Annotated in this window: 19 protein-coding genes and 2 pseudogenes; 12 read left to right on the top strand and 9 right to left on the bottom strand. The window is 70.9% G+C overall.

What is annotated here, in order from left to right; all coding sequences use genetic code 11:
- The first annotated feature begins 7 nt into the window (after positions 1 to 7).
- A complete protein-coding gene (locus tag ACIBJF_RS24800) occupies positions 8 to 1,459 on the top strand; it encodes an NCS2 family permease (protein WP_356303897.1) in 1,452 nt (483 codons plus the stop codon).
- Here the strand turns inward: ACIBJF_RS24800 and ACIBJF_RS24795 are convergent.
- Positions 1,429 to 1,683 carry a ribbon-helix-helix protein, CopG family gene (locus tag ACIBJF_RS24795; RefSeq protein ID WP_399176758.1) on the bottom strand — a complete coding sequence of 85 codons (255 nt, stop codon included), beginning with the start codon at positions 1,681 to 1,683 and terminating at the stop codon, positions 1,429 to 1,431. The two genes, ACIBJF_RS24800 and ACIBJF_RS24795, sit on opposite strands and share 31 nt — an antisense overlap.
- Before the next feature lie 135 nt (positions 1,684 to 1,818).
- Between ACIBJF_RS24795 and ACIBJF_RS24790 the strand changes: the two genes are divergently transcribed.
- The 3 genes from ACIBJF_RS24790 to ACIBJF_RS24780 all read left to right on the top strand — a co-directional run bounded on the left by ACIBJF_RS24790 (position 1,819) and on the right by ACIBJF_RS24780 (position 4,939).
- Entirely contained in the window at positions 1,819 to 2,256 is a 438-nt protein-coding gene (locus ACIBJF_RS24790) for a MarR family winged helix-turn-helix transcriptional regulator (protein ID WP_399176756.1), read from the top strand.
- A 28-nt stretch (positions 2,257 to 2,284) separates the two neighbouring features.
- Entirely contained in the window at positions 2,285 to 3,631 is a 1,347-nt protein-coding gene (locus tag ACIBJF_RS24785; protein ID WP_399176754.1) for an MFS transporter, read from the top strand.
- Between the two features lie 126 nt (positions 3,632 to 3,757).
- Positions 3,758 to 4,939 carry a TIGR03118 family protein gene (locus tag ACIBJF_RS24780; RefSeq protein ID WP_399176752.1) on the top strand — a complete coding sequence of 394 codons (1,182 nt, stop codon included), beginning with the start codon at positions 3,758 to 3,760 and terminating at the stop codon, positions 4,937 to 4,939.
- Between the two features lie 34 nt (positions 4,940 to 4,973).
- Here the strand turns inward: ACIBJF_RS24780 and ACIBJF_RS24775 are convergent.
- Positions 4,974 to 5,493: pseudogene (locus ACIBJF_RS24775) on the bottom strand (GNAT family N-acetyltransferase).
- 39 nt (positions 5,494 to 5,532) lie between these two features.
- Between ACIBJF_RS24775 and thpR the strand changes: the two are divergent.
- Positions 5,533 to 6,105: an RNA 2',3'-cyclic phosphodiesterase gene (thpR, locus tag ACIBJF_RS24770; RefSeq protein WP_399176750.1), complete on the top strand. Its 573-nt coding sequence runs from the start codon at positions 5,533 to 5,535 to the stop codon at positions 6,103 to 6,105.
- A gap of 166 nt (positions 6,106 to 6,271) precedes the next feature.
- Here the strand turns inward: thpR and ACIBJF_RS24765 are convergent, their stop codons facing one another.
- The 4 genes from ACIBJF_RS24765 to ACIBJF_RS24750 all read right to left on the bottom strand — a co-directional run bounded on the left by ACIBJF_RS24765 (position 6,272) and on the right by ACIBJF_RS24750 (position 9,013).
- On the bottom strand, positions 6,272 to 7,267 hold the full coding sequence (locus tag ACIBJF_RS24765; protein WP_399176749.1) for an aldo/keto reductase: 996 nt from the start codon (positions 7,265 to 7,267) through the stop codon (positions 6,272 to 6,274).
- Positions 7,268 to 7,334: 67 nt separating this feature from the next.
- Positions 7,335 to 7,634 carry a putative quinol monooxygenase gene (locus ACIBJF_RS24760; protein ID WP_390682219.1) on the bottom strand — a complete coding sequence of 100 codons (300 nt, stop codon included), beginning with the start codon at positions 7,632 to 7,634 and terminating at the stop codon, positions 7,335 to 7,337.
- 25 nt (positions 7,635 to 7,659) lie between these two features.
- On the bottom strand, positions 7,660 to 8,241 hold the full coding sequence (locus tag ACIBJF_RS24755; RefSeq protein ID WP_399176746.1) for a Uma2 family endonuclease: 582 nt from the start codon (positions 8,239 to 8,241) through the stop codon (positions 7,660 to 7,662).
- An 88-nt stretch (positions 8,242 to 8,329) separates the two neighbouring features.
- On the bottom strand, positions 8,330 to 9,013 hold the full coding sequence (locus tag ACIBJF_RS24750; protein ID WP_399176744.1) for a GDSL-type esterase/lipase family protein: 684 nt from the start codon (positions 9,011 to 9,013) through the stop codon (positions 8,330 to 8,332).
- Positions 9,014 to 9,126: 113 nt separating this feature from the next.
- Between ACIBJF_RS24750 and ACIBJF_RS24745 the strand changes: the two genes are divergently transcribed.
- Entirely contained in the window at positions 9,127 to 10,107 is a 981-nt protein-coding gene (locus tag ACIBJF_RS24745; RefSeq protein ID WP_399176742.1) for a WD40 repeat domain-containing protein, read from the top strand.
- Positions 10,108 to 10,263: 156 nt separating this feature from the next.
- Here the strand turns inward: ACIBJF_RS24745 and serC are convergent, their stop codons facing one another.
- On the bottom strand, positions 10,264 to 11,382 hold the full coding sequence (gene serC, locus ACIBJF_RS24740) for a phosphoserine transaminase (RefSeq protein ID WP_399176740.1): 1,119 nt from the start codon (positions 11,380 to 11,382) through the stop codon (positions 10,264 to 10,266).
- 157 nt (positions 11,383 to 11,539) lie between these two features.
- Between serC and ACIBJF_RS24735 the strand changes: the two genes are divergently transcribed.
- The 6 genes and pseudogenes from ACIBJF_RS24735 (at position 11,540) to ACIBJF_RS24710 (ending at position 19,735) form a co-directional block, all read left to right on the top strand.
- Positions 11,540 to 14,464 (top strand): FAD-binding and (Fe-S)-binding domain-containing protein, encoded by a 2,925-nt coding sequence (locus ACIBJF_RS24735; RefSeq protein ID WP_399176738.1) that lies wholly within the window; start codon positions 11,540 to 11,542, stop codon positions 14,462 to 14,464.
- Positions 14,465 to 14,586: 122 nt separating this feature from the next.
- Positions 14,587 to 15,099: a DUF1772 domain-containing protein gene (locus tag ACIBJF_RS24730; protein WP_399176737.1), complete on the top strand. Its 513-nt coding sequence runs from the start codon at positions 14,587 to 14,589 to the stop codon at positions 15,097 to 15,099.
- A gap of 162 nt (positions 15,100 to 15,261) precedes the next feature.
- Positions 15,262 to 16,383 (top strand): lipid II:glycine glycyltransferase FemX, encoded by a 1,122-nt coding sequence (locus ACIBJF_RS24725; protein ID WP_399176735.1) that lies wholly within the window; start codon positions 15,262 to 15,264, stop codon positions 16,381 to 16,383.
- Between the two features lie 168 nt (positions 16,384 to 16,551).
- Positions 16,552 to 16,683, top strand: coding sequence for a hypothetical protein (locus ACIBJF_RS24720; RefSeq protein WP_399176733.1), 132 nt, complete (start codon positions 16,552 to 16,554; stop codon positions 16,681 to 16,683).
- Between the two features lie 86 nt (positions 16,684 to 16,769).
- A pseudogene (locus tag ACIBJF_RS24715) lies at positions 16,770 to 18,687 on the top strand (ABC transporter ATP-binding protein).
- Between the two features lie 112 nt (positions 18,688 to 18,799).
- Positions 18,800 to 19,735, top strand: a complete 936-nt coding sequence (locus tag ACIBJF_RS24710; RefSeq protein WP_399176731.1) for an EamA family transporter — start codon at positions 18,800 to 18,802, stop codon at positions 19,733 to 19,735.
- A gap of 160 nt (positions 19,736 to 19,895) precedes the next feature.
- Here the strand turns inward: ACIBJF_RS24710 and ACIBJF_RS24705 are convergent, their stop codons facing one another.
- Together ACIBJF_RS24705 and ACIBJF_RS24700 are read right to left on the bottom strand one after the other, a co-directional pair.
- Entirely contained in the window at positions 19,896 to 20,756 is an 861-nt protein-coding gene (locus ACIBJF_RS24705) for an FG-GAP repeat protein (RefSeq protein WP_399176730.1), read from the bottom strand.
- A complete protein-coding gene (locus ACIBJF_RS24700; protein ID WP_399176727.1) occupies positions 20,756 to 21,319 on the bottom strand; it encodes an FG-GAP repeat protein in 564 nt (187 codons plus the stop codon). The genes ACIBJF_RS24705 and ACIBJF_RS24700 overlap by 1 nt, the downstream gene beginning before the upstream one ends.
- Positions 21,320 to 21,408: the final 89 nt, after the last annotated feature.

Here is a 21,408-nt window from a genome sequence, read left to right as displayed (position 1 = left end):
GTCTCGCATGTCCACCTCGGCTCCCGCCAAGGTCCCCACCCCCGAAATACCGGGCGGTGCGCCCGCCCAGGGCACCCTCGACCGCTACTTCAGGATCTCCGAGCGCGGCAGCTCCGTCGCCCGGGAGATCCGCGGTGGTTTCGCCACCTTCTTCGCGATGGCGTACATCATCGTGCTGAACCCGATCATCCTCGGCAGCGCGAAGGACATGTACGGGCACCACCTGGACAACGGCCAGCTGGTGACGGCGACCGCGCTGACGGCCGCGTTCACCACGCTGCTGATGGGTGTCATCGGCAACGTCCCGATCGCGCTCGCCGCCGGCCTCGGCGTGAACTCGGTGGTCGCGCTCCAGCTGGCGCCCCGGATGTCCTGGCCGGACGCGATGGGCATGGTCGTCCTGGCCGGGTTCGTGGTCATGCTGCTGGTCGCCACGGGTCTGCGCGAGCGCGTGATGAACGCCGTGCCGTTCGGGCTGCGCAAGGCGATCTCGATCGGTATCGGCCTGTTCATCATGCTGATCGGCCTGGTCGACTCCGGCTTCGTCACCCGGATGCCGGATGCCGCCCAGACGACCGTCCCGGTCCAGCTCGGCGTGGGCGGTCACCTGCACGGCTGGCCGGTGCTGATCTTCATCCTGGGCGCGCTGCTCACCTTCGCGCTGATCGTCCGCAAGGTGCCGGGCGCGATCCTGATCTCGATCGTCGGCATGACCGTCCTGGCGGTGATCATCAACGCGGTCACCACGATCCCGTCCTGGGGCCTGACGGTGCCGAAGTGGCCCGGCAACCCGGTCGCCAGCCCCGACTTCGGCCTGGTCGGCCAGGTGAGCCTGTTCGGCGGCTTCTCCAAGGTCGGCGTGCTGACCGGCGTCCTCTTCGTCTTCACGGTCCTGCTGTCGTGCTTCTTCGACGCGATGGGCACGATCATGGGCGTCAGCGACGAGGCCAAGCTGACCGATGCCGAGGGCTACATGCCGGGCATCAACAAGGTCCTGTTCATCGACGGCCTCGCGGTCGCGGCGGGCGGCGCCAGCTCCTCCTCGGCCACCACCGCGTTCGTGGAGTCCACGGCCGGTGTCGGCGAGGGCGCCCGCACGGGCCTCGCCAACGTCGTCACGGGCGGCCTCTTCGCCGTCGCGCTGTTCCTCACCCCGGTCGCCACGATGGTCCCGTCCCAGGCGGCGACCCCGGCGCTGATCGCGGTCGGTTTCCTGATCCTGTCCAACTCGATCAAGGAGATCGACTGGGCGGACTACACCATCGCGATCCCGGCGTTCGTGACGATGCTGCTGATGCCGTTCACCTACTCGATCACCAACGGCATCGGCATGGGCTTCATCACCTTCACCGTGCTGCGCCTGGCCGCCGGCCGGTTCCGGGAGATCCCGGCCGCGATGTACGTCGTCTCGGCGGTCTTCGCCTTCTACTACCTGATGCCGGCCCTGGGCCTGACCTGAGCCTTCTGCGGTTTCTCCGGCGTCAGGGGGATGCCGTAGAACCGCTCCGTCTCCTCGACGGCGGCCTTGAACCGCTCGTCGAAGTCGTCCCGGATGAGCGTGCGGACCACATAGTCCTGCACGCTCATTCCTCTTTTCGCCGCGTGCTGCCGGAGTCTTTCGAGCAGCTCTTCGTCCATGCGCAGGCTGAGCACACTGGTCGCCATGCGTACGAGGGTCGCCATATCCGGCCACCCCATGCGTCACATTCGGCACCTGACTCACCCATTTGGGCGATCGATTGTTCAGTGGCAGGCATCACGAGCATCCGGGCGTGTCGAGGTGGTCTTTAGGGAGAGTAATGAGTTACTCTAAAGAACATGCCGGACCTCACCCATGGCGACGACGCTGCCGCCGTGAACTCCCTTCGCTCCGCCGTGATGCGGCTGTCCCGTCGGCTCAAGCACCAGCGGGTCGACGAGTCGCTGAGCCCCACCGAGATGTCGGTGCTCGGCACCCTGGCCCGCTGCGGCTCGGCCACCCCGGGCGAGCTCGCCCGCAAGGAGCACGTCCAGCCGCCGTCGATGACCCGCATCGTCGCGCTGCTCGAGGCCAAGGGGCTGGTCCGGCTGGAGCCGCACCCCGACGACCGGCGCCAGAAGGTCGTCACCCAGACCGAACAGGCCGAGGCGATGCTCGAGGAGAGCCGCCGCAAGCGCAACGCGTTCCTGGCCGGCCTGGTCGAGGGCCTCGACGAGGACGAGTGGGCCAAGCTGCGCGCCGCCGCCCCCGTGCTGGAGAAGCTCGCACACCTGTAAGCAAGCCGTCCGAAGGAGGCGAACGTCTTTGAGTACGGGATCCGGAACACCTTCCGCCCCCGCACCGACCGCCACTACTACCCCCGCCGCCCGCAAGGGCTCGATGTTCAGCTCGCTGAGGATCCGGAACTACCGCCTCTTCTTCATGGGCCAGGTCGTCTCCAACACCGGCACCTGGATGCAGCGCATCGCCCAGGACTGGCTCGTCCTCAGTCTCACCGGCTCCTCCGCCGCCGTGGGCATCACGACGGCCCTGCAGTTCCTGCCGATGCTCCTCTTCGGCCTCTACGGCGGAGTCCTGGTCGACCGCCTCCCCAAGCGCCCCACGCTGCTGGTCACGCAGGCCTCCATGGCCGTGACGGGCCTGGCGCTCGCCTTCCTCACGCTCACCGGCCACGTCCAGGTCTGGCACGTCTACGTCGCCGCCTTCGCCGTCGGCCTCGCCACGGTGCTCGACAACCCGGCCCGCCAGTCCTTCGTCTCCGAGATGGTCGGCCCCGAGCAGCTGCAGAACGCGGTCAGTCTGAACTCGGCCAACTTCCAGTCCGCCCGCCTGGTCGGCCCCGCCGTCGCCGGTGTGATGATCACCGGTGTGGGCACCGGCTGGGCGTTCCTCGCCAACGGCCTGTCCTTCGTCGCGCCCATCGCCGGTCTGCTGCTGATGCGCGCCCGTGAACTGCACGTGGTCCAGCGCGCGCCGCGCGGCAAGGGCCAGCTGCGGGAGGGCCTGCGGTACGTGGCCGGGCGCCCCGAGCTGATCTGGCCGATCGTCCTCGTCGGTTTCATCGGCACCTTCGGCTTCAACTTCCCGGTGTGGCTGTCGGCCTACGCGGGCGGCGTCTTCCACTCCGGCGCCGGCTCCTACAGCCTCTTCAACACCCTGATGGCCGTCGGCTCCCTGTGCGGCGCCCTGCTGGCAGCCCGGCGCGGCACGGCCCGGCTGCGCGTCCTGATCGCCGCCGCGCTGGCCTTCGGCACGCTGGAGGTGGTGGCTGCACTGGCCCCGTCGTACTGGCTGTTCGCGCTGCTCATGGTCCCGATCGGGGTCTTCGGCCTGACGGTCAACGTCACCGCGAACACCGCCGTGCAGATGGCCACCGACCCGGCCATGCGCGGCCGGGTGATGTCCCTTTTCATGATGGTGTTCATGGGCGGCACGCCGCTGGGCGCGCCGATCGTCGGCTGGATCACCGACACCTACGGCGCCCGGGTCGGCTTCGTCCTCGGCGGCCTGGTCTCGGCCGCGGCCGCCGCCGGTATCGGTCTGGTCCTGGCCCGCATCGGCGGTCTGCGACTGGCGGTGGGCTGGCACCACGGCCACCCGCGGGTCCGCTTCGTACCGCGCGAGCGGGAGCGGTTGGCCACGGCGGCGTAGGGGGCACCGCTGCCGTGGTCGTACGGCTGTGCGGTTGCGTGTCGATCGCCGGTGTGATTGGCACGGTATGAGATTACTTCTGCCTGTACGCCCGATTTGACACCCGTATGGGACAGGAGCATCCGCATGGCATCACAGGTTTCGACCCCGAGATCCCGCCCCCGCGTGCGGCGGCTGGCGGCGGTCGCGCTGACCCTCGGCACGGTCGGCGCGCTCGCCGCCGCCGTGCCGTCCGGAGCCGTGGGCGCACCACGGCACCGGGCCGACCACGGCTTCCGGGAGCGCGATCTCGTCTCCGACATTGGCGGGGCGGAACTGGAGGACCAGAACCTGAAGAACCCCTGGGGGCTGGTGCGCACGCCGAGCGGTGCGATCAGGGTCGCCAACAACGGGACCAGCACGTCCACGGTGTACGCGGGCGCCCGGGACGGTCGGCCGGTCACCGCCCTCACACCCGTGATCCAGCTCCCCGACGGCGCCGACCCGACCGGGATCGTGCGCAACGACACCGGCGCCTTCCGCTTCAGCGTGGACGGCAGGTCCGGTCGCGCGCGGTACATCTTCGCGGGGGAGGGCGGCCGCCTCTTCGCCTTCAGCCCGAACGTGGATCCGACGCACGCCTTCCAGGTCGCGCAGGACGACGATCCCGACGCCGTGTTCAAGGGCCTGACACTGGTGGACCGCCGGAAGAAGGACGCGAAGGGCAAGGAATGCCGTAAGGGCGGCGACCGGCGGGCGCGCCTCCTCGTCGCGAACTTCCGTGACGCGCGCATCGACGCCTTCGACGCCGACTTCAACCCGCTGAAGCTGTCCGCCAACGCGTTCCGGGACCGGCACCTCCCCGAGGGCTTCGCGCCCTTCGACGTCAAGAAGATCGGCGACCGGGTCTTCGTGACGTACGCCCTGCAGGACGCGGACAAGGAGGACGACGTCCCCGGCGCGGGCAACGGTTTCATCGACGTGTTCACCACCGAGGGCAAGCTGATCAAGCGCTTCGTGAGCGAAAGGAAGCGCAAGAAGCTCAACTCGCCCTGGGGCCTGGAGGTCGCGCCCAGGGGGTTCGGGAGGTTCGCCGGTGACCTGCTCGTCGGCAACTTCGGCGACGGCCGCATCCACGCCTTCGACCTGAACAGCGGCCGGTTCCAGGGAACCCTGAGGGACCGCAACGGGCGCCCGATCGAGATCGACGGACTGTGGGGCCTGCAGCAGGGCACCGACCGGTCCGGCGGCAGGGACAGCGTCTGGTTCGCCGCGGGCATCAACGACGAGAAGGACGGGCTCCTCGGCACCCTGCGCGCCGAGCGCTGACCCGTCGACCGGGTATGGGGTGCTCGCCGGGCGGTCACACCCGCCGGGCGAGCACCTGCCCCGGCCAGTCGTTCGCCGGTGGTGTACGTCTGCGTCGGCGTGAAACCGTTCGCCTCGTAGTAGGCGACGAGCCTGCGGTCGCCGCCCGCGTAGCAGTCCACCCGCAGCAGGCGGACACCGGCCCGGCGGGTCACCTCGGCGGCGTGGGCGAGCAGCGCGGCCCCGGCGCCCTGTCCCTTGAAACGGCGGTCGGAGGCGAGCCAGTGGATGTACCGCTCGGGCTCGCCGGGCGACGGCAGGTGCGACAGGTAGGCGCCGGGCGCGTCCGTGAGGATGAGGGTGGCGGCCGGCACACCGTCGATCTCGGCGAGGTACGCGGTGCCCTGCTCCATGAACCCGGTGACCGATTCCGCCACCCTCGGGTTCTCCGACAGCGGCTTGGTGCCCCACTGTTTGGTGCGCCCGTGTGAGACCAGCCACTCCACACTGCTGTCCAGCATGCCGAGTATCGCGGGGATGTCGTCGGGGCCGCCCTCGCGGATGGTGATCGTCATGGGGTCATCCTGCCCGCGCGGGTCTGCCAAGGTGAAGGCATGAGACTCTTCGCCGCGGTGCTCCCCCCGGAGCACGTCGTCCATGAACTCGCCGCCGAGGTCGCCAAGTTGAAGCGCCTGCCCGGAGCGGAGCGGCTGCGCTGGACCAACCGCCCGGGCTGGCACTTCACCCTCGCCTTCTACGGCGAGGTCGCCGACGACCTCGTACCGGACCTGTCGGACCGCCTGGCCCGCGCGGCCCACCGTACGGCGCCCTTCGACCTGGCCCTCTCCGGCGGCGGCCAGTTCGGGCACGGCAAGGCCCTGTGGACCGGCGCCTACGGGGAGGTGGAGGCGATGCGGCTGCTCGCCGACCGGGCGGAGGCGGCGGCGCGGAAGGTGGGCGTGCCGATGGGGGAGCACCGGCGGTACAAGGCCCACCTGACGGTGGCGCGGAGCCGGGACTCGGTGGACGTACGGCCGTATGTCGATCTGCTCCGCGAGTTCACCAGCGGGACCTGGACGGTGAACGAGCTGGTGCTGGTGCGGAGCAATCTGCCGCGCTCGGGTGTGGCGGGGGAGCAGCCGCGCTATGAGGCGGTCGCCCGCTGGGCACTGGGTGCCTCCGGTTAGGCTCGAATACGTGGACCCGAAGACCCGGAACCGGATCATGGCCGGTGTGCTTGTGCTGATGTTCGTAGTGGTGGCCGTCTCGGCGGCCGTCAGGTAGTGGCTCGACGGCGGAGCCGCATGTCCCATGCGGCCCCGCCGCCTCCACGGGGGCCGGCCCCTCCCGGAACTACCAGGCGAAGGCCTCCGGGGACGGACCCGTGCCCGGGAAGATCTCGTCCAGGCCCGCCAGCAGTTCCTCGCTCAGCTCCAGCTCCGAAGCCCTGATCGCGGACTCCAGCTGTTCGGCCGTGCGCGGACCGACGATGGGACCCGTCACACCCGGGCGGGTGAGCAGCCAGGCCAGGGCCACCTCGCCGGGCTCCAGGCCGTGCTTGTCGACCAGGTCCTCGTACGCCTGGATCTGGGCGCGGGCGGCCGGGTCCTTGAGGGTGTCGGCGGCCCGGCCGGTGGCGCGGCGGCCGCCCTGGACCTCCTTCTTGATGATCCCGCCGAGCAGGCCGCCGTGCAGCGGCGACCATGGGATGACCCCGAGGCCGTAGTCCTGCGCGGCCGGGATGACCTCCATCTCGGCGCGGCGCTCGGCGAGGTTGTACAGGCACTGCTCGCTGACCAGGCCGATGGTGCCGCCGCGGCGGGCGGCGATCTCGTTGGCCTGGGCGATCTTGTAGCCGGGGAAGTTGGAGGAGCCGGCGTAGAGGATCTTGCCCTGCTGGACCAGGGTGTCGATGGCCTGCCAGATCTCCTCGAACGGGGTGCTGCGGTCGATGTGGTGGAACTGGTAGAGGTCGATGTAGTCGGTCTGCAGCCGCTTCAGGCTGGCGTCCACGGCCCGGCGGATGTTCAGCGCGGAGAGCTTGTCGTGGTTGGGCCAGGCGGTCTCGTCGTCGAGGGCCATGTTGCCGTAGACCTTGGTGGCGAGGACGACCTTGTCGCGGCGCTCGCCGCCCTTGGCGAACCAGTTGCCGATGATCGTCTCGGTGCGGCCCTTGTTCTCGCCCCAGCCGTACACGTTGGCCGTGTCGAAGAAGTTGATGCCCGCGTCCAGCGCCGCGTCCATGATGGTGTGGCTGTCGGCCTCGTCGGTCTGCGGCCCGAAGTTCATCGTCCCGAGGACCAGTCGGCTGACCTTGAGTCCCGTGCGTCCAAGCTGCGTGTACTTCATGGTCCTCTAGCCAACGGCTTGAAGTGCGCTCTATGCAAGGGCTTTCGGGGCCTGGGGGTTTGCTGTCTCAGAGCCCGAGACCGCCCGCGACCGCCAGCTCCTGCTTGGTGAACTCGCCCGTCAGCAGGGGCATGGCCTTCGCGATCGCCGCGCGGGCCTCCGGTAGTTGCAGCGAGGCGTCGTGGTGCTCCTTGCTGCGCCAGACCTCGGTCACCCGGATCGTCACGTCGTCCTCGTCGGCGAGGCCCACGATGTACGCGTGGCAGCCGGCCGCGCGGAGGCCTTCGGCGGCGCCGAGGAGGATGGCCACGACCTCGTCGCGGGAGCCGGGGGTGGTCTTCATGGAGGCGATGCAGCCGTAGGTCATGGGCCGCATCCTGGCATCCGGCGTGTCAGTCGCGGGGGAACTCGTCGGTCTTGAGGACGAGGTCGATCACGGTGCCGGTCAGGTCGATGTCCTTGCCGAAGTCGACCTTCGTCCTCGTGATGTAGTCGTCTTCCTTGGGCTGGGTGTAGACGTAGCACATGCCCTTGTAGGGGTCGGCGATGAAATACACCGGGACTTCGGCGGTGGCGTATGCGGTCTTCTTCGGGCCGTAGTCGTTGGCTGCGGTGCCCTTGGAGATGACCTCGGCGACGAACTCGACGTCTTGGTAGCGCCAGCGGCCCTTCTCAGTCTTGGCAGCACCTTCCCTGATGGCTGTCACGTCCGTCGCGAAACCGTTGAGGCGACCCGGGTAGTCGATCCGGACATCGGACTTCAACCGCCCTCGCGCGTACTTGCGTCGCAGCTGCTCGATGAGGTCCAGGGTGATGTGCCAATGAGTGTCCCGCTGCGGCGACGTGTAGACAGTCCCCTCGACGATCTCGACCTTGTATCCCTCGGGGGTGGGCTCAAGCCGTTCGAACATCTCGTCGAGCATGCTCTCGTCGTCGCACTCGGCCATCGCGATCCTGTCTTCAAGGACGGTCATCGTGGCGCTCCTCCCCAGCTGCCCCACGGACAGGAGCAGCCGCGCAGTTCAACGATACGCACGGTGACCGGGAGACGCCGGAATTCGGTCAACCCGTTCCGGCCACGTACACTTCTCCGACCCCCCACGCCTCCCACATCGCCCCCGCGAACGCCCCCGCGATCCGGTGCTCCCCGCGCGCGTTGGGATGGGTGCCGTCGTAGGTGTCGGCATGGATGTCGTACGACTGAGGCGGCGAGGCCAGCAGAATCGGCGACCGGGGCTCGTCCAGGTCGGCGACCGCCTTGGCGAGCAGGACGTTGAAGCGGTCGACCTCCTCGGCGAAGGACGGGTCCGCCGCGGCCCGTATGTTCGGGATCACCGGCAGCAGCACCATGCGGATGCGCGGCCTGGTCTCGCGGGCCCCCGCGACGAAGGCGCGCACGTTCTGCGCCGTCTGTTCGGCGTTGGTGTAGAAGCCCAGGTCGATGAGCCCGAGGGAGACCAGCAGCACGTCCGCACGGTGCTCCCGTACCGCGTCGCCGATCAGCGGAGCCATGTGCAGCCAGCCCTCGCCCCAGCCGGCCAGGTGGCGGCGGGGGAAGCCGGGCTCGGCGTAGGCGTGGGACGTCGGGGCGTCGGCCGCCTTGTCGTACAGCTCCTCGCGCGGGCCGACGAAGGTGAACGCGCCGTTGTGCGTGTCGCACAGATGCCGCCACAGCCGGTAACGCCATGTGTGCTCGCCCGCGCTCCCGATCGTCATGGAGTCACCTACGGGCATGAACCTAAGCATCCGGTCATGATGGACGATCACGCGCGCCGGTGGGATGTGAGGCCCACCACGTCCGGCGGGCCCCGGCGGGAGCATGCCGGGTGAACCCCGGAAGCGAATGGCAATCTTGAGACATGCGTCGATCGTCCGCCGTCCTCGCCGGGTTGCTGCTCGCCGGCGCCTGTGCGCTGCCCGCCTCCGCCGCCGAGAGCGCCGGCGGGGACGGCGACCAGGGGTTCACGTTCAAGGATCCGCGGGTCTCCGAGTCGAGCGGGCTCGCCGCCTCCCGGCTCCACCCCGGCATCTACTGGACGCACAACGACAGCGGCGACGGCCCGCACATCTACGCCGTCGACAGCCGGACCGGGAAGACCGTCGCCCGGATCACCCTGCGCGGCATCGGCGCCCCCCGGGACGTCGAGGCCATCTCCATCGGGCCGCACAACGAGATCTACCTGGGCGACATCGGCGACAACCTCGGCGGCAAGTGGCCGTACGTGTGGATCTACCGGCTGCCCGAGCCGAAGGAGCTGAAGGACCGGACGGTGACGGCCACGCAGTACGTCGTGAAGTACGCGAACGGGCCGCGCGACGCGGAGTCGCTGATCGTCCACCCGAAGACCGGACGGGTCTACATCATCGACAAGAAGGAGGACGGGGGGCACCTGTACGAGGGCCCGGCCACCCTGTCCGCCTCCGGCGCGAACATCTTCAAGCCGGTCGCGACCGTCGACCTGTGGGCCACGGACGCGGCCTTCTCACCGGACGGCCGGCAGCTCGCCGTGCGCGGGTACTTCGGCGGGATCTACTACGACTGGAACGGCGGCCGGATCAAACGCGAGGGCCGCCTCGACGTGCCCCTCCAGGGCCAGGGAGAGGGCGTCTCCTATTCGGCCGACGGGACCAAGCTGCTGTACAGCAGCGAGGGCGCGGGCAGCGAGGTCGTGGCGAAGAACGCGCCCGGCGGGCCGGAGTCCGGTTCCCCTTCGGCGAGCGGGAGTTCGGGAGCCGCGTCGTCGGGGGTGAGCGGCGACGGCCTGAAGATCGGCGCCGCCGTCGCCGCCGTCGGGCTGGCCGCCCTGTTCGGGCTGCGGCTGCTGCGGAGGCGGGGGTGAGGCGGCTCGGGCGTCCTGCGGGGGCCGTACCCGGTCATTCTCGACGCGGGCGTCCCTGACCGGCGTTGGGGGCACGGCCCGGGACGACGGCACGCGACGAAGGGCGCCCCGCGCAACGAACTCCGCGGGGCGCCCTTGACTGTCGTGCCCGGAGGGTCAGAGCCTCTCGATCACGTAGTCGATGCAGTGCGTCAGCGCCTCGACGTCCGCCGGGTCGATCGCCGGGAACATGGCGACGCGGAGCTGGTTGCGGCCGAGCTTGCGGTAGGGCTCGGTGTCGACGATGCCGTTGGCGCGCAGGGCCTTGGCGACGGCGGCGGCGTCGATCTCGTCGGAGAAGTCGATCGTGCCGATGACCTGCGAGCGCTTGGCCGGGTCGGTGACGAACGGGGTGGCGTACTTGGACTCCTCCGCCCAGGAGTACAGGCGGGTCGAGGAGTCCTTGGTACGGGCCGTGGACCAGTCCAGGCCGCCCTGGCCGTTGAGCCACTCCAGCTGCTGGTTCAGCAGGAACAGGGTGGCGAGGGCCGGGGTGTTGTACGTCTGGTTCTTGCGGGAGTTGTCGATCGCCGTGGGCAGCGAGAAGAACTCCGGGACGTGGCGGCCGGAGGCGTGGACGCGCTCGGCGCGCTCGATCGCGGCCGGGGAGAAGAGGCCGATCCACAGGCCGCCGTCGGAGGCGAAGGACTTCTGCGGGGCGAAGTAGTAGATGTCCGTCTCGGACACGTCGACCGGGAGACCGCCGGCGCCGGAGGTGGCGTCCACGAGGACCAGGGCACCGGAGTCCGCGCCGTCGACACGCTTGATGGGCATCGCGACGCCCGTCGAGGTCTCGTTGTGGGTGAAGGCGTACACGTCGACGCCCGCCTCGGCCCGCGCCTCGGGGTGGGTGCCGGGGTCGGTGGAGATGACGGTGGGCTCGGCCAGCCACGGGGCGAGCTTGGCGGCCTTGGCGAACTTGGAGGAGAACTCGCCGAAGCTCAGGTGCTGGGACTTGTTCTCGATCACGCCGTGGGTGGCGATGTCCCAGAAGGCGGTCGAGCCGCCGTTGCCGAGGATCACCTCGTAGCCCTCGGGCAGGGAGAACAGTTCGGAGATGCCCTCGCGGACCTTGCCGACCAGGTTCTTGACGGGCGCCTGGCGGTGGGAGGTGCCGAGCAGGGAGCTTCCGGTCGCGGCGAGGGCGTCCAGCGCCTCGGTACGCACCTTGGAGGGGCCCGCGCCGAAACGTCCGTCGGCGGGCTTGATGTCAGCGGGAATCTGGATGTCGGCCACGAGTCGGAGAGTATCGCGGTGGGCGAAACCGGGCAGAGCGGTGTCCGTCGGATGAGACGAGATCACCGGTCACTGGACTTGTGAACTTGTACGACGGTATGCGCGGGGCTGTGGAAAACTTCCGGTGACTGTCCGTGAGCGGATGCATCCTGGACGCATGACGGATCACTCGGATCTCGAAGCGGAGCTGCGCGGCGCCGTCCGGGGCGAGGTCGGTTTCGACACCACCTCCCGGGCGCTGGTCACCATGGACGCGTCCAACTACCGGCGTGTCCCGGCGGGTGTCGTCGCCCCGAGAGACGCCGACGACGTGGCCGCGGCGCTGGAGGTGTGCCGGACCCGGGGGGTGCCGGTGGTGGCGCGCGGTGGGGGCACGTCGATCGCCGGGCAGGCGACCGGCGCCGGCGTGGTGCTGGACTTCACCCGGCACATGAACGGCCTGCTGGAGCTGGACCCCGGCACCCGAACGGCCGTCGTCCAACCGGGGCTCGTCCTCGACCGGCTCCAGGAGGCCGCCGCCCCGCACGGTCTGCGCTTCGGCCCGGACCCGTCCACGCACAGCCGGTGCACGCTCGGCGGAATGATCGGCAACAACTCCTGCGGCTCGCACTCGGTCGCCTGGGGCACGACCGCCGACAGCGTGCGGGAGCTGTCCGTCCTCACCGCGCGCGGGCACCGGCTGCGACTCGGCCGGGACTGGGCCGGGGCGCCGGACGGGCTGCGCGAGCTCGCGCAGGGGGAGCTGGCCCGGCTGCGCACCGGCTTCCCGGAGCTGCCCCGCCGCATCTCCGGGTATGCGCTGGACGCGCTGCTGCCCGAGAAGGGCGCCGATGTCGCCCGCTCCTTCTGCGGATCCGAGGGCACCCTCGGCATCCTCACCGAGGCCGTCGTCCAGCTGGTTCGGGCCCCACGCGCGCGTGCCCTGGCCGTGCTGGCCTACGGCGACGAGAGCGCCGCCGCCGAGGCCGCCGCCGGCCTCCTTCCGCTCGGCCCGCTGACCGTGGAGGGCATGGCGGCCGACCTGGTGCGCTCGCCGGCCGGGCTGCCCAAGGGGGGCGCCTGGCTGTTCGTGGAGACGGGCGGGGAGTCGGCGGCCGAGGCACGCGCGCGTGCGGAGGACGTCGTCCGCGCGGCCGACGTGATCGACTCCCTCGTGGTGACCGACCCGGCCGCCCAGCGGACCCTGTGGCGCATCCGCGAGGACGCGAGCGGTACGGCCACCCGTATGCCCGACGGCAGCGAGGCCTGGCCCGGCTGGGAGGACTGCGCGGTTCCGCCCGCCCGGCTCGGCGCCTATCTGCGCGACTTCCGCGCCCTGCTGTCGGCGCACGGCCTGCGCGGCACGCCCTACGGCCACTTCGGCGACGGCTGCATCCACGTCCGTATCGACTTCGACCTGCTCACCGAGGCCGGCGTCGGCCGCTTCCGCCGCTTCTCCGAGGAACTGGCCGACCTGGTGGTGGAGCACGGCGGCTCCCTGTCCGGGGAGCACGGCGACGGACAGGCCCGCGCGGAGCTGCTGCCGCGCATGTACGGCGCGGAGACGGTCCGGCTCTTCGAGCGGGCCAAGGCGGTCTGGGACCCCGACGACCTGCTCAACCCCGGCATGCTGGTCCGCCCGTCCCCGCTGGACGCGAACCTCCGCTTCTCCGTCCTTCCGGGTAAGCCCGTCGACGTGGCCTTCGGCTACCCGGCCGACGAAGGCGACTTCCGTGCCGCCGTCCGCCGCTGCGTCGGCGTCGCCAAGTGCCGTACGACCACGGCCTCCGGACCCGCCGTGATGTGCCCGTCCTTCCGGGCGACCGGCGAGGAGGAGCACTCCACGCGCGGCCGGGCCCGGCTGCTGCACGAGATGCTGGCCGGCGAACTGGTCACCGACGGCTGGCGTTCGACCGAGGTGCGTGACGCCCTCGACCTGTGCCTGTCCTGCAAGGGCTGCCGCTCCGACTGCCCGGTCGGCGTCGACATGGCCACCTACAAGGCGGAGTTCCTGCACCACCACTACGCCGGCCGGCGCCGTCCCGCCGCGCACCTCGCCATGGGCCGGCTGCCGCAGTGGCTGCGCTGGGTCGCCGCCACCCGCACGGCCCCCCTGCTCAACGCGCTCGCTTCGGTACGGCCGTTGGCCCAGGCCGGCAAACGCCTGGGCGGGATCGCGGCCGAGCGGGGGATTCCCCGGCTGGCGACGCGGACGTTCACCGGCTGGTGGCGCGGCAGGAGGCCCGCCGGCGGCGGCACCGGGGGGCCGGTGCCGTGGGGCTCGGGCCCGGGGGACCTGGTCGTGCTCTGGCCGGACACCTTCACCGAGCATCTGTCACCGGCCGTCGGCCGGGCCGCCGTCCGGGTGCTGGAGGCCGCCGGGCTGCGGGTGGCCCTGCCGCCGACGCTGCTGCCCCGCGGGGGAAGGATCGCCGACGGCAGGACCCGGTCCGCCATCGCGCTGCTCGCCGCCCGCCGGGCCCGCGTCTGCTGCGGCCTTACCTACATCTCCACCGGCCAGCTCGACCGCGCCCGCACGGTCCTGCGGCGCACGCTGGACCTGATGGAGCCGGTGCTGCGGGCCGGGGCCCCGGTCGTCGTCCTGGAACCGAGCTGCGCGGCGGCCCTGCGCACCGACCTGCCGGAACTGCTGCACGAGGACCCGCGGGCCGCCCGTCTCGCCTCGGCCGTCGTCACCTTCGCCGAAGCCCTGCAGCGGCACGCCCCGCACTGGAGCCCGCCCGCCGTGGAGCGTCCGGTCGCCGGACAGACCCACTGCCACCAGCACGCGGTGCTCGGCGACGCCCCCGACCGCCGGCTGCGCGCGGCCGCGGGCCTCACCGGCGAGCTGAGCGGCGGCTGTTGCGGCCTCGCGGGCAACTTCGGCTTCGAAAAAGGACACTTCGAGGTGTCGAGGGCCTGCGCGGAGGAACAGCTCCTGCCCTCGGTCCGGGACGCGCCCGAGCAGACCGTGATCCTGGCCGACGGCTTCTCCTGCCGCACCCAGCTGGAGCAGCTGGCCGGGGTGCGGGGCCGGCATCTGGCGGAGGTGCTGGCGGAGGCGCTGGAGGGGCAGAGGCGGGGAAGCGAGGAAGCCGGGTGATCGGTACAGGGCGGCGCAGGGCCCGCTGGACAGTCGCGTATGGGGTCGAGCGTCTCGACGATGGCCCGGGACCCGGCCGGCCGGTTGACTGACGGCACACCACAGGAACGGGGGGTTACGAAATGCCGGCTCTTCGCACGGTCGTCCTGTTCGGGGCGACGCTCACCACCGGACTCGGCGCCGGGCTGTTCTACTCGTACGCCTGCTCGGTCATGCCGGGATTGGCCCGCGCCGACGACCGGAGCTTCGTGGAGGTGATGCAGCAGATCAACGTGGCCATCCTCAACGGCTGGTTCATGCTGTCCTTCCTGGGCGCCCTCGTGCTGATCGGCGTCGCGGGCGTGCTGGAGCTCAGAGGCGGCAGCGGCAGCCGCGGGGTGCTGCTGTGGATCGCCGCGGCGGCGGCGTTCCAGCTGGCCATGCTGGTCATCACCGGTGTGGTCAACGTCCCGCTCAACAACCGGCTGGCGGCGGCCGGTGCGCCGGACCACATCGCCGACCCCGCCGCCGTCCGGGCCGCCTTCGAGACCACCTGGGTCCGCTGGAACGTGGTCCGCGCCCTGACCTGCACCGCCGCCTTCGCCTGCGTGGCCTGGGCCCTGCGGCTCTCCGCCCGCACACCCGCAGCGAGATGAGCGCGCCGTCCCCCCAATGGGCCGGAGCCGTGTCTCGCGCAGGGCCGTAGGGCTGAGCCGTGCGCGCGGGCGAGGGTGCCGACGGCCCGGGAACCGCTGGACGGGCGGGGTGCTTCGTAGGGTGAGGTGAAACTGCGATCTTGTGATGTTCAAGGAGCGGCCATGTCTCTCACCCTGCGGACCATCACCCGTGCCGAACACCTCGCCTTCGTGGCGGGCCGGCCCTCCGTCAGCCATATGCAGGTGCCGTCGTGGGGGGATGTGAAGGCGGACTGGCGAGCGGAGAGCCTCGGGTGGTTCGAGCCGGACGGACGGCTCGTCGGGGCCGGGCTGGTGCTGCTCAGACCGCTGCCGAAGATCAGGCGGTATCTGGCCTACCTACCGGAGGGGCCGGTCATCGACTGGGACTCGCCCGAACTGGAGCGCTGGCTGGAGCCGATGCTGGCCCATCTCAAGGGGCTGGGCGCGTTCTCGGTGAAGATGGGCCCGCCCGTGGTGGCCCGGCGCTGGAGTCCCGAGGCGGTCAAGGCAGCGATCGCCGACCCGGACGCACACCGGCTGCGGGACGTGCCGCCGACCTCGTCCGAACAGGGCGCCGTGGACCTGGCCGACCGGCTGCGCCGGATGGGCTGGCGGCAGGCCGAGCCGGGCGGCGAGGAGGGATTCGCCGCCGGGCAGCCCCGGTACGTGTGCCAGGTGCCGTACGCCGGACGGTCGCTGGACGACATCCGGCAGGGCCTCAACCAGCAGTGGCGGCGCAACATCAAGAAGGCCGACAAGGCGGGGGTGAAGGTCGTCCGGGGCGGCTACGAGGACCTGCCGGTCTTCTACGGGCTGTATGCCGAGACGGCCCGGCGCGACCGGTTCATCCCGCGTCCGCTGCCGTACTTCCAGCGCATGTGGAGCGCGCTCACCGCCGAGGACCCCGACCGGATGCGGCTCTACCTCGCCCACCACGACGGCGAGGTCCTCGCCGCGGCCACGATGCTGATCGTCGGCGGGCACGTCTGGTACTCCTACGGCGCCTCCACCGCCCGCAGGCGCGAGGTGCAGCCCAGCAACGCGATGCAGTGGCGCATGATGTGCGACGCCCACGAACTCGGGGCGCACGTCTACGACTTCCGGGGCATCACCGACACCCTGGAGGAGTCCGACCACCTCCTCGGCCTGCTCCGCTTCAAGGTGGGCGCGGGCGGCGAGGCCGTGGAGTACGTGGGCGAGTGGGACTTCCCGCTGAACCGCCTCCTGCACAAGGCACTCGACGTCTATATGACGCTGCGCTGAGCGCACTCTCAGCTTCGCAAACAAACACCCAGCATTTCCAAGGGTATTCACAGCGCCCCTTTGCCATTTTTGCCGTTCGGGGACATGAGAGGCGTGTACGTTCTTCTGTGTCGGGTTCCGGACGCGGAATTCAGCACCCACACGTACAGTGCGACATTAGGAGTCGGAATGAGCCTGAAGAAGCTCGCCCCGCTGCCCCCGAAGCCGAAGAAGCAGCTGCCGCCCCCGCCCCCGCCGAAGCACAAGAAGAAGCACGCGCCGAAGCCGCTGCCCAAGCCGCTGCCCGGCCAGGACCACTGATCCGGCGCTGATGTGAAAGGGGCCGATGGTGCACCGTCGGCCCCTTTTCGTTTCATTCAGGATGGTGATTCAGAAGGGAATCCGTTGTGGATGAAGAGGGTGACGAATTCGAGTACGACACCCCGACCATTTCGACCCGTACCGCATTCCGCCGTTTCTGGCCGCCGACCAGGGGGCTCAGAAAATGGCTGCTGCTGGTCTGGCTGTGCACGGTCCTCGCCGCGCTCGCCGAGACCGAGGCCATCCTGCTGTTCGGCGACCTCACCGACCACGCCCTGCAGAAGGGCTCACTGGCCGCGTTCTGGAGCCCGGCGGGCAAGTGGCTGGCGATCGCCGTGGTCGGCGCCGTCGTCGCCTACGCCGGCAACTCCCTGGCCGCCTGGGTGACCGAGCGGTTCGTGATACGGCTGCGCGAGCAGGTCTTCGACCATGTCCAGCAGCTGCCGCCGCACTTCTTCCAGCGCCACCGCCAGGGCGATCTGCTCTCCCGGCTGACCAGTGACGTCGAGGCGATCGAGACGATGGTCGTCTCCGGCCTGGTCGGCGCCGCCTCGGCCGCCTTCTCCGCCCTCTTCTACGCGGCCGCCGCGTTCTGGCTGCGCTGGGACCTGGCCGCCGCCACCTTCGTCCTCGCGCCCCTGTTCTGGCTGGCCGCCCGCCGCTTCTCCGGTTCCATCAAGGACGTCTCCCGCGAGGGCCGGGTCGCCGACGGCGCGATCACCTCCGTGGTGGAGGAGTCCCTCGGCAACATCGTGGCTCACCCAGGCCTACGACCGCCGGGACGCCGAACGCCGCCGGCTGCGCGAGGAGGCGAACGCCTGGTTCCGCGCCTCGGTCCGCTCCACCCGCCTGAACGAGGCCTACGAACAGATAGTGCAGGTCATCGAGACGGTGTGCGTGCTCGCGGTGATCGGCATCGGCGCCTGGGAGATCTCCACCGGCCGGATGACCCTCGGTCAGCTCCTCGCCTTCGCCGCCTTCCTCGGCTACCTCTATCCACCGGTGCGCGGCCTGGCCCAGCTCGGCCTCACCGTCACCGCTGCCACGGCCGGCGCCGAGCGGCTCATCGAGATCCTGGACGTCCGCCCCTCGGTCACCGACCCGCGTCACCCCGCGGACACCGGCCGCCCGGACGGCACGGTCGAGGTCAGGGGCGTCGCCTTCCGCTACCCCGGCGCCGAGAAGACCGCCCTCCAAGACCTCTCCTTCACGGTCAGCCCCGGCGAGCTGGTGATCGTCACCGGCCCGAGCGGCGCGGGCAAGTCCACGGTCTCCAAGCTCCTGCTGCGCTTCTACGATCCGGACTCCGGAGACGTCCTGCTGGACGGCGTACCGGTGCGCGACTTCCCCCTGGCCCGCCTCCGCGAGTACGTGACGCTCCTGCCGCAGGAGACCCTCGTCCTGCACGACACGGTCCGCGCCAACATCGCCTGCGGCCGGCCCGGCGCCAGCGACCGCGTCATCGAGGAGGCGGCGAGGGCGGCCGACGCACACGAGTTCATCTCGCGGCTGCCCGACGGGTACGACACCCGGGTCGACCCCCACTTGGCCCGCCTGTCCGGCGGCCAGCTCCAGCGCCTCGCCATCGCCCGCGCCCTCCTGCGCGACGCGCCCGTCCTGGTCCTGGACGAGCCGACGACGGGCCTGGACGCGATGGCCGCCCGCCGCGTCGTCAAACCCCTGCGCCGCCTGATGGCCGGCCGTACGACGATCATGATCACCCACGACCTCAACCTCGCCCCCGACGCCGACCGCGTCCTGGTGGTCGACCGGGGCCGGATCGTGGAGACCGGCCGGCACGACGAACTCCTCGCCCGGGGCGGGGCCTACGCACGGCTGCACCGCTCGCAGAACAACGCGGTGATGGACACCGGCGAGCTGCGCATGCCGCTGTGGGAGCACCAGCAGGCACCGGTGCCGGCTCCCGCGTACGAGCAGACGCCGCCGTACCAGCAGCCGTACGGTTACGGCCCCTATGCCGCCGACGCCTGGCCGGGCATCTGACTTCCAGCATTCGGGACAGTTCCTTAAAGGGTTCACGCACCTGTCAGAGTCCATTACTCTGGACTCATTAGTACATCGAGATGAACGAACCCGATCAAGCACAGGACCGCCCGTGACCGCCACCTCCAGCACCGCCACGCCGACCCCGGTCACCCCTGCCCGAGGCCCGCGCCGCTTCGGCTCGCTAGGTTCGCTCGGCCCCGTGGGCCTGGTGCTGGCCGGCGGTATCTCGGTCCAGTTCGGCGGGGCCCTGGCGGTGACCCTGATGCCGAGGGCCGGAGCGCCGGGCGTGGTCACCCTCCGCCTCCTCGCGGCGGCCGTCGTCCTCCTCCTCGTCTGCCGCCCCCGGCTGCGCGGCCACTCCCGTGCCGACTGGGGCACGGTCATCGCGTTCGGTATCGCCATGGGCGCGATGAACGGCCTCTTCTACGAGGCGGTCGCCCGCATCCCGCTGGGTCCGGCGGTCACCCTGGAGGTCCTCGGCCCTCTGTCCCTGTCCGTCCTGGCCTCCCGCCGGGCCATCAACGCGCTGTGGGCGGGCCTGGCCCTGCTGGGCGTCTTCCTGCTGAGCGGTGGAGGCTTCGGCAGCCTCGACCCCACAGGTGTCGGATTCGCCCTGGGCGCCGGCGCCATGTGGGCGATCTACATTCTCTTCAGCGCCCGTACGGGCCGCCGCTTCCCCCAGGCGGACGGCCTGGCCCTGGCCATGGCGATAGCGGCCCTCCTCTTCCTGCCCATCGGCATCGCCTCGGCCGGCAGCCGCCTGCTGAACCCCACCACCGTGGCCCTCGGCTCGGCGGTGGCCCTGCTCTCCTCCGTCCTGCCCTACACCCTCGAACTCCTGGCCCTGCGCCGCCTGCCCGCCTCCACCTTCGCGATCCTGATGAGCCTGGAACCGGCGATCGCCGCAACGGCAGGCTTCCTGATCCTCGGCCAGTCCCTGTCCGCCACGGAGGCCGCCGCCATCGCCCTGGTCATCGCGGCGAGCATCGGCGCGGTCCGCACCCAGGTGGGCCGGGGCACGGCTCCGGCGATGCCGGAAGCCTGACGTGCCGGTCTCGTCACGGGGCAGGACGCGAACTTGACAGCCCGACCTCCAGCCGGTGGCCGAGGCCGACTGTCCCGGCACGACGTGTTCCGACCCACGGGCCCTCGGCGACGGGACCTGGCTGACGACGGAGGGGGACCTGGTGCGCAGGTGGCGGGCGTCAGATGACTCCGAGTAGTCCGTAGCCACCGAGGAGGGTGTTCTCCTTCTGGGAGAAGCCGACGGACGGGGCGGTGATCATGCGGCTGCCCTTGGCGGTGGGGCCGCCGGTTCCGCCTGGAAGGACCCAGACGGCGCCGGTGGAGCTGTCCTCCTCCGCGGCGCTGATGAAGAGTTCCGGTCTGCCGTCCTTGTCGATGTCACCCACGGCGACGGTGGTCCCGAAAGAATCGTCGACCTCACCGGTGCCGGGGATGCCGGCGGTGTCCTGGGTGAAGGCGTAGGCGTTGCCGCCCAGGGCGCCCGTGCGGCGGCCGGGGACGACCGTCACCTGGCCGGCGTTTCTCTTGCCCGTGTCCTCGAACGGCGAGCCGATCACGATGTCCGCCAGCCCGTCACCGTTCAGGTCGGCCACCGCGAGGGCGCCACCGAAGGCGTCCCCCTTCTCGCTCGAACCCGGCACACCCGGGGTGTTCTGGGTCAGCTGCACGGGCTTCGCGTCCCGCGCGATGCCGTGCGCCGAGCCGTACCAGACGAGGACCCGGCCGCCGAGCGCCCCGTCGGCTCCGGCCCTGTCCGGCTCGTCGGGGTCGCCGACCACGAGATCGGCGTATCCGTCGCCGTTGACGTCCCCACTGGCCGCGATCAGGCCGTTGCCCGCCTGCTGCGCGCCCCCGTAGACGGGGTCGACGTACACCTCGCCGCCGCTCAGACCGCTCAGCCGGACGGTGACGGCCACCTCGTCGGGGGAGCCCCCGTTGTCGAAGTCGCCCAGAGCGACGCTTCCGACGGAAGCTGTGGCCCGGTTCTCCACGGCCTGGCCGTAGGTGCCGCGGCGGCTGAACGGTCCCAAGAAGCGCATCAACCCCTCGTACCCGGCGACGACAACCTCCGTCTTCGCGCCGGGGCCCGTGCTGAGCGCCTGCACGTCCAGGCCGTAGTACGTGCCGGGAGTGGTCGCCGGCAGGTCCGGCCGGCGGTCAACCCCTTCTGACTGCCCCACAGGACCGTCACGGTGCCGGCGTCCTTGCCCGCCGCGGTGTCCTCGTAGGGGGCGGAGACCACCAGGTCGGCGTAGCCGTCCCGGTTCAGGTCGGCCGTCGCGGTGGAGGCGCCGAAGCCGTCGTTCGCCTCGGCTGTGCCCGGCACGCCGGCGGTGTTCTGCGTGATGGTCGCCCGCCTGGCCGTCGACAGCCCCGACCTGGCTCCGTAGAGCACGACCACGGCACCGGCTCCCTCCTTGCCGGCGACGTTCGCGCCGGGCGCGGGCAGGACCGCGTCGCGGTAACCGTCACCGTTGAAGTCGCCGGGGACCGCGCCGTGCACGGCTGCCGCGGGCGTGGCCGACAGCAGCGAAGCGCCCATGACGACGGCGCTCACCACCGCTCCCGTTCTCCATCCGCCGCGCAGACCAAGCTTGTTCACCGGGTTCCTCCGAGGATGCCCCGGCCTTCAGGCCGGGGAGGAATCGGACTCCTGCGGAGCAGGGCAGGGATAGCCGGATCGCCGTCAGG

It is taken from the genome of Streptomyces sp. NPDC050743, from assembly GCF_044456925.1.
GTDB lineage: Bacteria > Actinomycetota > Actinomycetes > Streptomycetales > Streptomycetaceae > Streptomyces.
This window is presented reverse-complemented; position numbering and strand designations above follow the sequence as displayed.

Bases quoted from the DNA above. Each gene is read 5' to 3' on its own strand.
- ACIBJF_RS24705 (WP_399176730.1), bottom strand. From the start codon at position 20,756: ATGCGCTTCTTGGGACCGTTCAGCCGCCGCGGCACCTACGGCCAGGCC.
- ACIBJF_RS24750 (WP_399176744.1), bottom strand. From the start codon at position 9,013: ATGCTTAGGTTCATGCCCGTAGGTGACTCCATGACGATCGGGAGCGCG.
- ACIBJF_RS24780 (WP_399176752.1), top strand. From the start codon at position 3,758: ATGGCATCACAGGTTTCGACCCCGAGATCCCGCCCCCGCGTGCGGCGG.
- ACIBJF_RS24730 (WP_399176737.1), top strand. From the start codon at position 14,587: ATGCCGGCTCTTCGCACGGTCGTCCTGTTCGGGGCGACGCTCACCACC.
- ACIBJF_RS24745 (WP_399176742.1), top strand. From the start codon at position 9,127: ATGCGTCGATCGTCCGCCGTCCTCGCCGGGTTGCTGCTCGCCGGCGCC.
- ACIBJF_RS24760 (WP_390682219.1), bottom strand. From the start codon at position 7,634: ATGACCTACGGCTGCATCGCCTCCATGAAGACCACCCCCGGCTCCCGC.
- ACIBJF_RS24755 (WP_399176746.1), bottom strand. From the start codon at position 8,241: ATGACCGTCCTTGAAGACAGGATCGCGATGGCCGAGTGCGACGACGAG.
- ACIBJF_RS24795 (WP_399176758.1), bottom strand. From the start codon at position 1,683: ATGGCGACCCTCGTACGCATGGCGACCAGTGTGCTCAGCCTGCGCATG.
- ACIBJF_RS24765 (WP_399176749.1), bottom strand. From the start codon at position 7,267: ATGAAGTACACGCAGCTTGGACGCACGGGACTCAAGGTCAGCCGACTG.
- thpR (WP_399176750.1), top strand. From the start codon at position 5,533: ATGAGACTCTTCGCCGCGGTGCTCCCCCCGGAGCACGTCGTCCATGAA.
- ACIBJF_RS24735 (WP_399176738.1), top strand. From the start codon at position 11,540: ATGACGGATCACTCGGATCTCGAAGCGGAGCTGCGCGGCGCCGTCCGG.
- ACIBJF_RS24800 (WP_356303897.1), top strand. From the start codon at position 8: ATGTCCACCTCGGCTCCCGCCAAGGTCCCCACCCCCGAAATACCGGGC.
- ACIBJF_RS24725 (WP_399176735.1), top strand. From the start codon at position 15,262: ATGTCTCTCACCCTGCGGACCATCACCCGTGCCGAACACCTCGCCTTC.
- ACIBJF_RS24790 (WP_399176756.1), top strand. From the start codon at position 1,819: ATGCCGGACCTCACCCATGGCGACGACGCTGCCGCCGTGAACTCCCTT.
- ACIBJF_RS24720 (WP_399176733.1), top strand. From the start codon at position 16,552: ATGAGCCTGAAGAAGCTCGCCCCGCTGCCCCCGAAGCCGAAGAAGCAG.